Genomic DNA, 14668 nt, shown 5'->3' on the forward strand with positions numbered 1-14668 from the left:
CATGTCTAAAGTATGTCAAGTTACAGGTAAGCGTCCTGCGGTTGGTAATCACCGTTCACACGCGAGAAACGCGACTAGACGTCGTTTCCTACCTAACCTACAAACACACCGTTTTTGGGTTGAAAGTGAAAAACGTTTTGTAACATTACGCACTACTACTAAAGGTATGCGTATTATCGATAAAAAAGGCATCGACACGGTTCTTACAGAAATCCGTGCTCGCGGCGTTAAAGTTTAAGGATCTGAATCATGCGCGATAAAATCCGTTTAGTTTCAACTGCCGGTACTGGTTTTTTCTACACTACTGACAAAAACAAACGTAACATGCCTGAGAAGATGGAAATCAAAAAGTTTGATCCAAAGATTCGTAAACATGTTCTTTTTAAAGAAGCTAAAATTAAGTAATTTTAGTTCTTTTAGAATTTAAAAACCCAGCTTAGGCTGGGTTTTTTGTTTTTAAAAATATGATTAGTGAATTGATATAAAAAAACCTCGTTGGCATAACCAACAAGGCTTTTAAATCAAAAAACGTTATACCAATAGCATTAAATTAGTGATTTATTATAGCGCTAAGAAAATAGCTCAATAACAAGGCAAAAATTATGACATATAGTTGTTCTATATGAATCATTTTTAACGCAGTGAGTAAGCATATTTAATGCGATAAAATAATCATGTTTTTAATAAAATTGGTATCATTAGATTTTTGTGAATGCATCTTGTAGTGGTGGTACTACTTGCTTTTTACGGCTCAGTACACCATCTAACCATACTTTATCATTCTCTGGTTTTACACCGTAAGCCTGCTCAACTAAGTTTGCATCGTCAGATACAATTAGCATTTCTGAGCCTTCTTTCATTATATCGGTAAGCAGTAAAAATACAGAGTGGCGGTTGCCCTCAACTTTTAGCTTAGCAATATCGGCTGCAAGGTCTGCTTTAATATCGTCAAAAACAGCAAGGTCGATTACTTCTAGCTGGCCAATGCCTACTAGGTTACCGTTCATGTTGAAATCTTTAAAGTCACGCATTACTAAATCACGTGCTGGTGTGTCTTCTACCGCAGATTTAACGCGGAACATATCCATACCAAGCTCTTTAAAGTCTTCGATGCCTGCAATTTCAGCTAGCGCTTCAACACATTTAATATCGGCTGTGGTACATGTTGGCGATTTAAATATAACTGTGTCGCTTAAAATTGCACACATCATGATACCAGCGATGTCTTTAGGGATTTCTACGTTGTAGAAGTCATACATCATTTTAATAATGGTGTTTGAACAACCAACAGGACGAATCCAACATTCAAGCGGAGTCGATGATGTTAAGTCACCTAATTTATGGTGATCTACCACACCAACAACGCGAGCTTGGTCGATATCATCAGGTGCTTGTGTTTTTTCTGTGTGATCTACAATATACACATCTTCACCAGCGTAGCTTAGCTTAAGCTCTGGTGCTTCAAAACCAAATCTATCAAGAATAAATTGAGTTTCAGGTGAAACTTCACCAAGACGAGTTGGAATTGCTGGCTCATCAATTTGGTTTTTTAAATAAGCCAGTGCAATTGCACCACAAATAGAATCTGAATCTGGGATTTTATGGCCCACTACATACATAGACATTGACGGAACTCCTTTAAATTTGCCGATATTCTAACAAAGTCTGCGGCCTTTAACATATAGACAGCGCAATTAAGTTTTAGTTACACTTTAAAATCTTGAATTTACTAGGTGTATTTATATGCGACTGGGCCGTAAAGGTTGGAACAACGTTATAATATTTTCGATGTTGATTATGATCTTCTTTTTAAATGGCTGGCATAAGCAATTTTTAGGAGGTGAGGATAAACCAGCGTTACAAGCTGTACTCCCTCAGCAAAGTTTTGTACTGACACTGCAATTTGTTGATCAAAAAATTGAGCGCATAGGAACAAGTTGGCGTACAACACCACTACAAAAAGATATACCGCTCGTTTGGAAAGCGTCTGAGCAGCAGCTTAGTGATTTAGTTAACCAATGGCAAAGCGCGGCGCTAATGGGGGTTAATGAGTCTGTTGTTTTTAATCCTAATGCGCCTTTATACGTTGCTACATTTGAGTTAGCTGGCGAAAGTATGCCGTGGGTTTATTTGCTCTACAAAGGCGATGGACAATATTATTTACTCGAAAAGAGAAGCCAGCGAATACTCGCACTCGATTTAAAAACTGCTCAGCAGTTATTTCCTAGTTTTGATTTTTCACAAAGTGAGTCTAATTAATGCCTGAATTACCAGAGGTAGAAGTGAGCCGAATGGGCATCACTCCCCACGTACAAAACCAAGTTGTTAAAAAGGTAAATATTTACAATGCCAGTATGCGCTGGCCAGTGCCCGATGATGTGTATCAACTTGAAGGGTTAACTGTTACTAGTATTGAGCGACGAGCTAAATATTTACTTTTACACTGTGAGCTTGGGAGCACTATTTTACATTTAGGTATGTCGGGCAATTTGCGGGTTGTAGATAAAAGTGAGCCTTTAAAAAAGCACGACCATGTAGAATTTATTTTTGGCAACGGTAAAGCGCTGCGCTTAAACGATCCTCGTCGTTTTGGTTGTTGCTTATGGCAAGAGCCCGGTGAGGTGCATAAGCTACTCTCTAAGCTTGGTCCTGAGCCGCTTACCGATGATTTTTTTGCTAAACGCGTGTACGAACAATCGCGCAATAAAAAAGTACCGGTAAAGCAGTTTATTATGGATAACGCAGTGGTTGTTGGTGTTGGTAATATTTACGCGAATGAATCATTATTTAAAGCGGGTATACATCCAAAGCGAGAAGCGGGAAAAGTATCGCTCAAACGTTATCAAGCACTTATCCCTATTATAAAAGACACGCTTGCAGCGGCTATTACACAAGGTGGTACAACGCTTAAAGACTTTGCACAAAGTGATGGTAAGCCTGGGTATTTTGCTCAAGAGTTATTAGTATATGGGCGCAAAGGCAAGCCATGTATGACGTGCGAAAACGAATTAGAAGAAATTAGATTAGGGCAACGCAGTACTATTTTTTGCTCAAATTGCCAAAAGTAGTTATTTGAATTTTACCGACTCTAAATTTAATGAGATTTAAGGGCCAGCTTTAAAAGCGGGCCCCTTATTTTAAAGCTCAAACGGTGCTACACCGACTGCTTTCATTTTATATCCTACCTGCGCTATTTCGCCCGACCATGTTTCTGTGCTTATTATTCCGGTTACAACGATTGCGTCGTATAGACTATCTATAGGCACACCACCTTTAATCGTTACATGGACTATTTGATTTGGCGGTGGTGGTGGTACGTGTATACAGGCGCCAAAATAAGGCACGAGTAAAAACTCAGTAATGACTTCGCTATCGCCCTCAAGTGGCACAACAAAACCTGGCAAACTTACCGATTGACCATCAAGCGCTTTTACCACTGGAGCATCTAAATCGGGTTGCACCCAGTTTTGATCGCTGCCTTCGTGATTAGCTTGTGCTTGAGTGTCTATTTGCATATGACCTTTGGGAATTAAGTCTTCCCAAAAAATTTCTTTTGGTGGATTGGCATAGCTCGCTACGCTTATAAATAATAAGCTAATAGCAGCAATGTATTGAAAAGCTGTTTTAAAAAATGTCATAAAATACCTAAAAATTATGCTTTTATACTCATGCCATCGCTGAGTGAATAAAAATAAGCGCGAGTAGCGGGTATTAAGCCAATAATAAAACCTGCGGCCATAATAACCCCGATTAAGCCCAGTTCATAGTAAGAGAGCATTGTGATATTTACGCTTATACCAGCATGGCTTTGTAAGTAACCGCCAGCTGAAAAAATAACTAAGTAATAAAGCGCACTACCTACTAGGCAACCAAGTAAAGTTGTCAGTAATGACTCAATACTTATAAGTGTAAATAAATGCCAAGGGCGAGCGCCTACTGAGCGCAATATAGCAAGTTCGCGACGACGCTGACTCAGGTTCGCAAGCAATGTTGTTAACATGCCAAGTAAGCTTACTAACACGACAACAGCTGAGAATAGCAATAGTATTTTTTCTACTATGGCGAGCATTTCCCATAACTCTTTAAGTGTTACGGTTGGCATAATGCCAAGCAGGGCTTCTGGCTTATATTGATTTATATTGCGCCTAATTTGTAATGTGTACAAAGGCGAATTAAATCCCATTAAAAATGCTGTAATTTGCTTTGGGTGACCGACTAGGTTGTTATGTTCGTCATGCTCATGCTCATGCTCATGCTCATGCTCATGCTCATGCTCAAGGCTCGCTTTACCGCCGTGAATTAAATCGATTGCAGCCAAAGGAATGTGCAGCGTTTTATCAACTGGCGTACCTGTTGGGTTTAAAATGCCGACGACTTTAAATGGGTTATCGTCATGATGATGAAAACTCGTGTTCCCCATACCATGCGATATAACAATAGAGTCGTTAAGTTTGTAGCCTAGTTTATTTGCAACTTCGCTACCTAGCACCACTTCGTTAATTGCGGCAAAAGGGTGGCCTTTGTTAAAGGTTAAATTTTGTTTTTTTGCAAAGCGATAATGGCTAAAGTAATCAAGTGTTGTGCCTAGTACCGCTTGGCCTTTATGGCTGTCGCCTAGGCTTATAGGTATGCTCCATTTTACGCCTCGCTGACTTGTTATGTATTCATAACTTTTCCAACTTACGCCGTTATTAGTATGGCCAATTCTAAATACTGACGAAAGCAGCAACTGTATATCGCCGGTACGCGCACCAACAATTAAATCAGTGCCCGAAATAGTATTACTAAAACTACTTTTAGCATCAATTCGTACACGTTCAATACTCAAAAGTAGCATTACACTAATTGCGATAGTAAATAATGTAAGCAGTACACTTGCGCGGCGATTTAATAAGCTTTTGTAAGCAAGTTTAGCGATGATCATACCTGCTCCTGCAAATTTATAAGGTCAATGGAGCGGTCAAATAATGGCTTTAGTGTTTCATCGTGGCTCACAAATACCAGCGTACTATTAGATAACTTTGCTTGTTCAAACAGTAGCTTTATAAAGCTTTCACGGTTATTTGTATCGAGTGCAGATGTGGGCTCATCGGCAATTATTAGTTCAGGGCTGCCTATAAATGCGCGAGCGGCAGCAACGCGCTGTTGCTGTCCAATACTCAGTGTCGCTACATCTTTATGGTGATACTGCGGTGTAAGCCCTAAAGCGTTTAATAACCGTATCGCTTCTTTTTGTAAGGCAGAGTTTTTATTTGATGATTTCTTTAATATTGTTTGTTTTCGGCTTTTTGAAAACTCACACCCAAGCGTTATATTTTCAATAGGAGTTAAATAAGGAAGCAGGTTAAAGTTTTGAAAAATGTAGCCAATGTGATCCGCTCTAAAAACATCACGGGTGGTATTGCTTAATGTAGTTAGGTTTTGGTCTAAAATTGATACCTCACCGCTGGTGGCTGTATTAATGCCAGCAAGAATAGCTAATAAGGTCGATTTACCTGAGCCACTAGGACCGTGTAAAAAAATATGCTCACCTTTTTCTATAACTAACTCTTTTATGTTGAGCGTGGGTGAGCTATCGCTTTTATGCCACTTAAAAGTTACGTTTTTCAGGTTTATCATTATCCGATTACCAACCCCAGTAGTTTAGATCTTTACGCATTTTTAGCTGTCTTATTATATTTAATGGCTTGGGTTTTAGTTTTTCGTTACTTTGTAAAAATTCATTAGCTGCATTTAATACGCGTTGGCTAGATTGGCCATCGGTATACGGATGAAGTTCCTGGCAATAGCTTTCAATATTTTGCATTAAATCACTAGGTTTAGTAAGCGCGTGTTCAATAGCTGCTTCTACTTCATCTGCGTCGGTAATATCAAGTAAATGAGGAAGTGGTTTTTGATTACAAAACGTGACTACCGGTTTACGTAGTAGTAAAAACATTAAAAGAACTGACGATGTATCGCACAGCATAACATCAGCAGCTTGCAGTAACGGCAAAACGTTATCGGTTTCAATAAATGTTAGATTTTCGTTACTCAGCGCTTTATATTTATTAACCCATTCGGCAGGCATTTTAGGATGAAACTGCATCAAAATACGCCACTTATCTTGTTCACTAAAATGTTTTATTTGCTCATATAATTTAGGAGCAAGTGATAGCTTTCGTGAGAAAGTAGAGCATATAAGTAAAGTAGGGCGAGGGTCGTCGCTTACATAAGGGTTATTTGAAGTATTACTAAAAAGTGGATCGAGTGTTGGCCAGCCAGTTTCAGTTACTTTAAAGAAACCATGCTGCTTAGCTAGCTCTTTAAATCGGGTTGTTGTATTTGGGCCTTGCGTACAATATAAATCGTAACAACCACGAATAGTAAAATGACCACGATTACCTTCAGAGCTGCGCTTTTCAGAATTAAAACCATGAAATACAGCTACTTTTTTACCTGGAATAAAGCTAGGTACTATATTACCCGGTATAAATGTAATGTTTGGAGCCCAGCTTTTTACATCTTTTATGGTATGTAAACGTGGCTCGTCTGTGGTTAAAAAATCGGGGTTTACTTCGCTACCCGCTAAAAACCAGCGTACTTCACCACCATGTGCCAATATTTGCGCCTGCAAAGGTCTCAAGATAGCGTATGAATAATTCTGAGAAATATACATTAAGTATTTTTTATTTTTAGTGGCAGTTAAGTAGTTCAAGCTATCTCCTCAGGCTGGTTAGCACATTAAGTTTACCCCATTGCGACTTGCTTATAAATATATGCCTTTATTTGTTTTAAGCATCCGATTGAGCTTTGAGGTTGGCTAGATTATTATACAGCCCATATAACCCCATACCATACTTTGCTCAAAGAGCATCCCTAACCCCGGAGATAGCATGACTAGCTATAAAGTTTTAGACGTAAACGATGATTTACCCATTCGTACCAAAGGTGAAGTACACAGCGGTAAAGTTCGTTCAGTTTATTGGTTAACTGATGAAGACAGCGCTCGATTAATTAAAGATAAAGGCTACCAAGTACCGACAGGTACTGAGCTTGCTATTATGGTTATTTCAGACCGAATTTCTGCATTTGATTGCATTTGGCAAGGCGAAAACGGTTTAAATGGCGTACCAGGTAAAGGTATAGCGCTAAACTCAGTGGCAGCCCATTGGTTTAAGTTATTTGATAAAGCGGGTCTTGCGGGCAATCATATTGTAGATATTCCGCATCCGTATGTGTGGATTGTACGCAAAGCCAGTACAGTAAAGGTAGAGGCAATTGCTCGCCAATATATTACGGGTAGCATGTGGCGCGATTACGCTAAAGGCATACGTAACTTTTGTGGTATTGAATTACCAGAGGGTTTAAAAGCGAACCAAAAGCTTGATAACGTTTTAATTACGCCATCAACAAAAGGTATTATTGAAGGCGTTGCTGATATTCCGCCAGTTGATGATGTAAATATTACTCGCGCTAACATTACTAATAACTTAGACGTATTTAACTTTAAATCGGCAGATGATGTAACCAAATACGAAAAACTGTTAGTTGAAGGTTTTAAATTAATTAGTGATGAACTAGCGAAGCTTGACCAAATTTTTGTAGATACTAAATTTGAGTTTGGTTATGTAGAGGATTTAAATGGCGCGCAACAGCTTATATATATTGATGAAGTAGGCACGCCTGATTCATCACGTATTTGGGATGAAGCTGCTTACAAAGACGGTAAAATTGTTGAAAATTCTAAAGAAGGCTTTCGCCAATTACTTATTAATAATGTGCCAGAGAGCGACGTATTATTAAATAAAGATCGCATGAGTGAGCGTGAGCAATTAGCTAAAGATTATATTTTACCAGAATCAGTAATGCTTGAAGTGTCAAATACCTATGTTGGCATAGCGAGTAAAATTGTTGGCAGAGATATAGTGATCCCTGAAGATCCTCGTCAAGAAGTTATTACTATTTTAGATAACGATTACGGATTAATTGTTAAATAACAGCACTTAAGTGCTAATAAAGCCAGTAACTAAATCTTTATTTTTAGTTACTGGGCTATAATTCTTGCAATTAGTGCTCGTCTCTAATTAACTTAACCTAACATTAATGTTTAGGTATTGTTATGTTTGAACGGGCATTGCAAAAGTTTGCTAAAAGTCATTACTTTTTAGCTATAGGTTTGTTTTTTAGTCAGTTTGCTTTAAGTGCGAATATTGAATTAGTAATAGAAGATCAACACGGCCAAAAGTTATCAGGTGCTGTGGTTGAGCTAAATATTGCTGGTAAACAAGCCACACCATCAAATTTGCCCATTGCTATAATGGATCAAGTCCATAAGCAGTTTTTACCCGAATTATTAGTTGTACAACAGGGTCAAAAAGTTAACTTTCCTAACAGCGATAATATTCGCCATCATGTTTATTCTTTTTCACAAGCTAAGCCTTTTCAACTAAGATTATATTCAGGCCAACCAAAAGAGCCCATTACGTTTGAGCAACAAGGGGTTGTTGTTTTGGGGTGTAATATACATGACTCTATGGTTGGCTATATTTATGTAGCTAACAGCGAATTCGTATATAAAACAGATAAAAAAGGCTATGTAAATTTGCCTATTAATACACTGCCTGCACAAGTGAGTGTATGGCATCCATTACAAACAGCACCATTGGAGAATAAAAAAATGATAACAATTAATTCTCAAAAACAGTTACAGATAACAGTAAACACATCAACTCCAGCACCTAGAAATACCTTTGGTAGTAAGTTTAAGGCTGGTAATGACTAATAGTTTACGAAATCGCATAACCATTTTATGTGTTGGCTTAGTGTTATTAACCACTATGGTCAGCTTGTTTAGTTTTTGGTGGTCTACGAGTAAGTTTCAAGAAGAAAAAGTAAATCAAGATATTACCGTAGCGCAAAACGTTTATAAGCAATATTTAAAGTCAAAAGAAAGCCTACTGTTAACAGCTGCAAAAGTACTCACCTCCGATTTTGGTTTTAAGCAAGCTGTAGCAACGCGAGATGCAGGTACAATCAGCAGCGTGTTGTTTAATCACAGTCAGCGTATTGATGCCGAATTAATGTTGTTACTTGATTTATCGGGTAAGCTAATTTCCGCTAATACTGACGAAGACGTTTTTGCACACAACTTAAAGCCCTTGATGGAAGAGCTTTTAAGTGCGCCAGAAGAGTCTAGCTTTGTGGTGCTTAATAACGAGCTGTATCAAGTTATTTTATTACCTGTAAAAGCGCCACGTACAGTGGCCTATAGTTTGGTGGGTTTTAAAATTGATGACAATGTAGCCCATGAACTAAAAAGCTTAACAGGTATGGATGTAAGTTTTATAGGCAGTGCTGACGATATTGTTATTAGCTCATTAGCTAATCGTCCTGAGCAATTTGAACCTGTTAGCTATTTTAGTACCGTAACCACATCGCGGTTTTTTGGTGAGTATTTAGTGTATCGTAACCGAGAAATAGATTTACCATCGTTGTTGACCCATCCCATAATTATTTTACTGAGCGCCGATTTAACTCAAAGTTATAGTGACTTCGAAAAACTGCTTTTTACACTTATTATTTTGGCTATTTTAACTATGTTTGTAGGTGTTATTACAAGCAGCATATTTGCAAATAATTTAACTACGCCACTTACTCAACTAGCTGTAATAGCAAGGCAATTTGCACAAGGTAATTATGCATTTGAATTCAAAGGGCGAAGGCAAAGTACCGAAATAGACACGCTAGTCGCAGCGTTTGATAGCATGGGTAATGATATTAATCAGCGCGAGCAACAAATTAGCTTTCAAGCTAGACACGACTCCTTAACAGGCTTTTATAACCGCTCAGCCATGCTTGAGGTGCTTGATGATGAGTTAGATTCATCAGCCGAGTACACGCTCGTTGCAATAGACATAAAAGGTCTTCGCCACATAAACGATAAGCTCGGTCCGCGCATTGGTGATGACTGCCTAAAGGCCGTTGCTTGCAGAATAAGTGAGTTTTCGGATGAGTTAGGGGGCTTTCATGCCCGTATTGGCGGCGATGAGTTTTTAACTGTATTTCCGACTGCTGCAGCGCGTGAACACAAAAGCGGTATTGTTGGATTAATGGCACAATTACAAGCGTGCTACACCATTCAAAAACTAAAAATTAATTTACGCTTTAGTGCAGGCATTGTGCAGTATCCTACACAAGGTATTGCAAGTGATGACTTAATGCGCCGTGTGCTAATTGCAGTTGAAAGTGCTGCAAACAAACAAGAGAGCATACATTACTATCAAAATGGCGAAGACGAAGCGCACTTAGATCGCTTAATAATGCTTGATGAATTAAAGCAGGCTATTAGTGATGACGATGGTCAATTGTTTATGACTTATCAGCCAAAATTACATTTAAAATCGCAAAAAATAGATAAAGTTGAGTCGCTTATTCGCTGGCAGCGAAAAGATGGTAGCTGGGTTAATCCTGAACTGTTTATCGACTTAGCTGAGCAGTCGGGTCTTATTGTTGAACTTACTGGGTGGGTTGTTAATACGGTTGTAGCACAAGTAGCTGATTGGCAGTCTAAAAATATAAACTTACAGGCTGCAATAAATGTATCTGCGCAAGATATAGCATTTCCAGGCTTTCATGCTGCATTAGTTCGCACGCTTAAAAAGTACAAAGTAGACTCTAAGCTGATCACGATTGAGCTTACTGAGCGCGATATGATCGAAAACGAAGAAAAAGGTATTAAAGCGCTCGAAAACCTAAAGGCAATTGGCGTTAAAATATCATTAGATGATTATGGTGTAGGGCAAACATCACTTGGTAGATTAAAAATGCTGCCTATTGATGAGCTTAAGCTAGATAAGTGCTTTATCCTAAAACTTGATGAATCGCAAAAAGATCAATTTATAGTGCAATCATCAATTACGTTGGGACATCAGCTAGGTTTCTCGGTTGTAGCTGAAGGGGTTGAAACGCTTGGCTCATTAAATTTACTTAGAGGCATGCAGTGCGACCATGCACAAGGCTATTACTTAAGTAGGCCTTTAAAAGCAGAACTATTAGAAGAATGGCTGGAGGAATACTATGCAAAAAATTAAATACTTATTAGCAAGTTTGTTTTTAATAGTTAGTGTGCCGAGCATTGCAAGCAATGGAAAACTGCTAGCTACGCCGGGAGTTTCTCAAATTGAAGGCAGTGGCGGCGGGGGGATTGTACCGTGGGCACAACTTGCTGGGTATGCAAGTGATGATGAATTTTCGGTAAATGGCTTTTGTAGCCGCGCAGATGTAACCGACTACACACTTGACGTATGTGGTGCACAACTTAATTTATTTAATCGTGTTGAACTTAGTTATGCCCAACAGCGCTTTGATGTACCAGCACTTGATGCTGAAATAGAGCAATCAATTACAGGTGCTAAAATACGTTTGTACGGCGATATTGTTTACAGTGATTGGCCACAGCTTAGCTTAGGAATTCAGCATAAATCACTGGATGATGGCAGTATTGCAACACTTGTAGGCGCAGAAGAGACTAGCGGTACTGACTACTACCTCGCTGCTAGTAAATTACATTTAGGGGCTATTGCTGGCTATAACTGGTTTTGGAACGTAACTACACGATACAGTGAAGCTAATCAACTTGGTTTACTTGGTTACGGTGGAGAAAATACTAGTGGAAAAGTATTATTTGAAGGCAGCACAGCACTATTTTTTAGTCGCGAAATAGCCGTAGGTGTTGAGTATCGTCAAAAATCAAATAACTTAAACTTAGGCGAACAAGATTGGAAAGACTTATTTGTAGCGTGGATGCCTAACAAGCATGTGAGTGTGACTGCGGCTTACCTTGATTTAGGAAGCATTGCAGGGGCTGACGATCAAACAGGTTGGTATTTATCGGTAACAGGGTATTGGTAATGAAAAGCGTTGGTATTTTTTTGATGTGTTTAGGGTTGCTTAGTGGGTGTGCAAATTCTACTAAGCTCTCACTTTATCAAAAGCTGGATGGTAAAGCTGGGATAGGCAGAATTGTTGATAGCTTTATCTATCAAATAGGCAATGACGAGCAGATAATTCATTACTTTGAACACAGTAATATAGCGCATTTCCGCCAAGGATTTATTAATCATATGTGCATGTTAGTAGAGGGCCCGTGTACATACGATGGCGACTCTATGGTGGCAATTCATACTGGTATGCATATTACAGAGAAAGATTTTAATCATGTTGTTGATTTGCTTATAAATGCAATGAATGAGCAAGATGTTAGCCATAGCTTACAAAACGATATTCTTTCTAGAATGGCGCCACTTCGTGATGAAATCATAAAAATGTAACTATAAAGCTTTCAAAGTAATTATTAAGTAAAGGGAACCTTGCTTTGATTGCATTGTCCACATAGAATTATTTCATAAAAACAACAATTGGCAAATATAGCTTGTATGGCTTATCTATTTATTTCTCGCAAAAATGTACACGCAAAATACTATAAAAAAATAATCAAAAAATTGTCGATGAATTGCCAATTACACATCATGGGAGCGCCTAAGCTTTCTGCTGTGAAATATTTAAAAGATGCGTTCCAAGTTAATTTTACTGGTGTAGTCAACTCTCAGCTAAAACGTAAAAGAGCACGTAATACAACTTGGAATAATTCTATCATTACTGCGGTTTATAGTGCTGGTTTAGTTTTATTTGAACGATTACGATACGCTAAATATTTAGCCTTATTAACCGAGACTAATCCTGAATGCATTGTCATTTGGAACGGCAATAAACTTCCAAATACAACTGTCGCTATGGCTGCAAAAGCATTAGGTGTAAAGCAGTTTTATTATGAAAATGGTTTACTACCCGGTACAAGTAGCTTGGACCCTAGCGGTATTAACTATAATGCGTCGTTAAGCCGTGACCCTTCTTTTTACCTAAATTTTGACCCACAAAATAAGTTAAACTTTTCTGCGCCGGATTTAATTCCAAGAGCTGATCATAAAAAGCGCTGTGAATTTGAGTGCGCCGATGTGCCAGAACGCTATATATTTGCGCCTTTTCAAGTACCTCACGATACTCAATTAGCTAGCTTTTCTCCGTGGATAAACTCTATGGACATGTTTTACGACGAGGTGATTAAAGCCGTCAAAAGCTTAAATGATCCAAGTTTAAAAGTGGTTTTTAAAGAGCATCCGTCATGGCATAAACATTACGCTCATCTTTATGAAAAAGATCCGATTGCAATCTTTGCTAATGGAAATCAAACGAGTGATTTGATTAAGTGCGCAGAAGCTGTATTAACAATTAATTCAACGGTCGGCTTAGAAGCATTACTGCTAAATAAACGAGTTTTAACTCTTGGACAAGCCTGTTACAACATTGAGGGTTTGGTAAAGCATGCGAGCACTGCAGAGCAGCTTGCAGCAAATCTGAACGAAGTAATGCAGGGCTGGCAACCAAATACATTATTAAAGGATAAGTTTTTTAGCTTTATTGAACATGTATATTGTATTCCTGGCGTTTGGAAACACACTGAAGATAAACACATTAAAGCGATTGAAGCGCGTTTTACGGGTAATGATGAGTTTGCTAAATATCATGGTGATAAGGAATCGTAGTGAAAAACCTAATTAGCTGTCAGCAATTACACGAGCAACTCCACAACCCTGCATTAGTGATATTTGATGCAGGTATGCTGCGCCCAGGTGTTTTGGGGACTTATTCGCCGCAAGCAATGCTGCCCAACGCTAAACGTTTTGACATAAAAAACGAGTTGGCCGATAGATCAAACCCCTTACCAAGTACGGTATGCAGCGAGCAGCAGTTTACCCACGTAATGCAAAATGCAGGTGTAAATAACGATTCATTTATAGTTGTATACGAAGATGGCGGTTTATTTAGCGCAGCAAGGGCGTGGTGGATGTTTAAAGCTATGGGGCACCACAACGTAAAAGTACTCAGTGGTGGCCTTAAAAAGTGGTTAGAGAGCGGTTACGCCACACAGCAAGGTTATAGCAAATCGTTAGGTAAAGGTGATTTTACGGCAAGCTATAATTCTGCGTATTTTATCAATAGCCAACAAGTGCTTAACGAAATAGATGAGCCCAGCACTGTATTGCTAGATGCACGTGCTTATAAGCGTTTTACAGGCGAAGAAAGTGAACCCCGAAAAGGCATGCGTAGCGGGCATATCCCAAATAGTCGCTCGTTGCCTTTTATGGATTTACTTAATAAAGGTGAAGCTAAACCACTTGCCGAAATTAAAGCGATATTTAGTGACGTAATCGGTGATGCGCGGCAGTTACAGTTTAGCTGTGGATCAGGTATTACAGCGTGTGTTTTAGCGTTATTTGCTACCGAATGTGGTTACAGTAATTTAAGCGTTTATGATGGTTCGTGGAGTGAGTGGGGTGCAAGTGATTCATTGCCCATCGCCACAGGAGAAAAGTAGATGTTTTGGATATGTAAAGCTTGCTCACGTTAAAAACGCAGCGCCTCTAAACCGGAGTTTCTCAAGTTAGTTGTCGCATCAAATTAAATTTTATGCCGCCCGCATTGCTTCTTTTTTCTCTGGATTTAAATTTACTTCATTGATCATCGTCCAATCTCGAGACTTTCCTGACCAACGACTTGGATTCTGTAATTTCGCCATCCCATTTACCTGATGACGTTTCGCTAGTATCGCTTCATCTAATCCTAAATG

At 38.8% G+C, this 14668-nt stretch carries 16 protein-coding genes; 11 read left to right on the forward strand and 5 right to left on the reverse strand.

Translation table 11 applies throughout. From position 1 onward, the window contains the following. Position 1 precedes the first annotated feature (1 nt). Both rpmB and rpmG read left to right on the forward strand, forming a co-directional pair. Positions 2-238, forward strand: coding sequence for a 50S ribosomal protein L28 (rpmB, locus tag GQR53_RS16415; protein ID WP_004335549.1), 237 nt, complete (start codon positions 2-4; stop codon positions 236-238). Positions 239-249: 11 nt separating this feature from the next. Beyond that, positions 250-405 carry a 50S ribosomal protein L33 gene (rpmG, locus tag GQR53_RS16420; RefSeq protein WP_004335545.1) on the forward strand — a complete coding sequence of 52 codons (156 nt, stop codon included), beginning with the start codon at positions 250-252 and terminating at the stop codon, positions 403-405. A 293-nt stretch (positions 406-698) separates the two neighbouring features. Here the strand turns inward: rpmG and GQR53_RS16425 are convergent, their stop codons facing one another. Beyond that, a complete protein-coding gene (locus tag GQR53_RS16425) occupies positions 699-1625 on the reverse strand; it encodes a manganese-dependent inorganic pyrophosphatase (protein ID WP_004335532.1) in 927 nt (308 codons plus the stop codon). Between the two features lie 118 nt (positions 1626-1743). Here GQR53_RS16425 and GQR53_RS16430 point away from each other — a divergent pair, with 118 nt between their 5' ends. Together GQR53_RS16430 and mutM are read left to right on the forward strand one after the other, a co-directional pair. Next, the gene (locus GQR53_RS16430; RefSeq protein WP_004335529.1) at positions 1744-2259 is read left to right on the forward strand and encodes a hypothetical protein; all 516 of its coding nucleotides are present in this window, start codon (positions 1744-1746) and stop codon (positions 2257-2259) included. After that, the gene (mutM, locus tag GQR53_RS16435) at positions 2259-3068 is read left to right on the forward strand and encodes a bifunctional DNA-formamidopyrimidine glycosylase/DNA-(apurinic or apyrimidinic site) lyase (protein WP_165744546.1); all 810 of its coding nucleotides are present in this window, start codon (positions 2259-2261) and stop codon (positions 3066-3068) included. The genes GQR53_RS16430 and mutM overlap by 1 nt, the downstream gene beginning before the upstream one ends. A gap of 69 nt (positions 3069-3137) precedes the next feature. On the opposite strand, the gene GQR53_RS16440 is transcribed toward mutM, so the two are convergent. The 4 genes from GQR53_RS16440 to GQR53_RS16455 are packed head-to-tail and all read right to left on the reverse strand — an operon-like array spanning position 3138 to position 6697. Continuing rightward, positions 3138-3638 (reverse strand): DUF3299 domain-containing protein, encoded by a 501-nt coding sequence (locus GQR53_RS16440; protein WP_004335523.1) that lies wholly within the window; start codon positions 3636-3638, stop codon positions 3138-3140. 14 nt (positions 3639-3652) lie between these two features. After that, positions 3653-4924: an ABC transporter permease gene (locus GQR53_RS16445; RefSeq protein WP_165744547.1), complete on the reverse strand. Its 1272-nt coding sequence runs from the start codon at positions 4922-4924 to the stop codon at positions 3653-3655. Next, positions 4921-5619 carry an ABC transporter ATP-binding protein gene (locus GQR53_RS16450; RefSeq protein ID WP_165744548.1) on the reverse strand — a complete coding sequence of 233 codons (699 nt, stop codon included), beginning with the start codon at positions 5617-5619 and terminating at the stop codon, positions 4921-4923. The genes GQR53_RS16445 and GQR53_RS16450 overlap by 4 nt, the downstream gene beginning before the upstream one ends. Before the next feature lie 7 nt (positions 5620-5626). Continuing rightward, on the reverse strand, positions 5627-6697 hold the full coding sequence (locus GQR53_RS16455) for a CDP-glycerol glycerophosphotransferase family protein (RefSeq protein WP_206013341.1): 1071 nt from the start codon (positions 6695-6697) through the stop codon (positions 5627-5629). Positions 6698-6875: 178 nt separating this feature from the next. Here GQR53_RS16455 and GQR53_RS16460 point away from each other — a divergent pair, with 178 nt between their 5' ends. The 7 genes from GQR53_RS16460 to GQR53_RS16490 all read left to right on the forward strand — a co-directional run bounded on the left by GQR53_RS16460 (position 6876) and on the right by GQR53_RS16490 (position 14416). After that, positions 6876-7979 carry a phosphoribosylaminoimidazolesuccinocarboxamide synthase gene (locus GQR53_RS16460; RefSeq protein ID WP_004335513.1) on the forward strand — a complete coding sequence of 368 codons (1104 nt, stop codon included), beginning with the start codon at positions 6876-6878 and terminating at the stop codon, positions 7977-7979. Between the two features lie 122 nt (positions 7980-8101). Further along, positions 8102-8764: a methylamine utilization protein gene (locus GQR53_RS16465; RefSeq protein ID WP_004335512.1), complete on the forward strand. Its 663-nt coding sequence runs from the start codon at positions 8102-8104 to the stop codon at positions 8762-8764. Next, positions 8757-11072, forward strand: coding sequence for an EAL domain-containing protein (locus tag GQR53_RS16470; RefSeq protein ID WP_165744549.1), 2316 nt, complete (start codon positions 8757-8759; stop codon positions 11070-11072). Before GQR53_RS16465 ends, GQR53_RS16470 begins: the two co-directional genes overlap by 8 nt. Next, complete coding sequence (locus GQR53_RS16475) at positions 11059-11892, forward strand: DUF3034 family protein (protein WP_004335508.1); 834 nt, start codon at positions 11059-11061, stop codon at positions 11890-11892. The genes GQR53_RS16470 and GQR53_RS16475 overlap by 14 nt, the downstream gene beginning before the upstream one ends. Next, a complete protein-coding gene (locus tag GQR53_RS16480; RefSeq protein ID WP_004335507.1) occupies positions 11892-12311 on the forward strand; it encodes a group 1 truncated hemoglobin in 420 nt (139 codons plus the stop codon). Before GQR53_RS16475 ends, GQR53_RS16480 begins: the two co-directional genes overlap by 1 nt. Before the next feature lie 222 nt (positions 12312-12533). Then, on the forward strand, positions 12534-13583 hold the full coding sequence (locus tag GQR53_RS16485) for a capsular biosynthesis protein (protein WP_226929010.1): 1050 nt from the start codon (positions 12534-12536) through the stop codon (positions 13581-13583). Then, entirely contained in the window at positions 13583-14416 is an 834-nt protein-coding gene (locus GQR53_RS16490; protein ID WP_165744551.1) for a sulfurtransferase, read from the forward strand. The genes GQR53_RS16485 and GQR53_RS16490 overlap by 1 nt, the downstream gene beginning before the upstream one ends. Positions 14417-14668 lie beyond the last annotated feature (252 nt).

Source organism: Pseudoalteromonas sp. Z9A6, assembly GCF_011378805.1.
Lineage (GTDB): Bacteria > Pseudomonadota > Gammaproteobacteria > Enterobacterales > Alteromonadaceae > Pseudoalteromonas > Pseudoalteromonas distincta.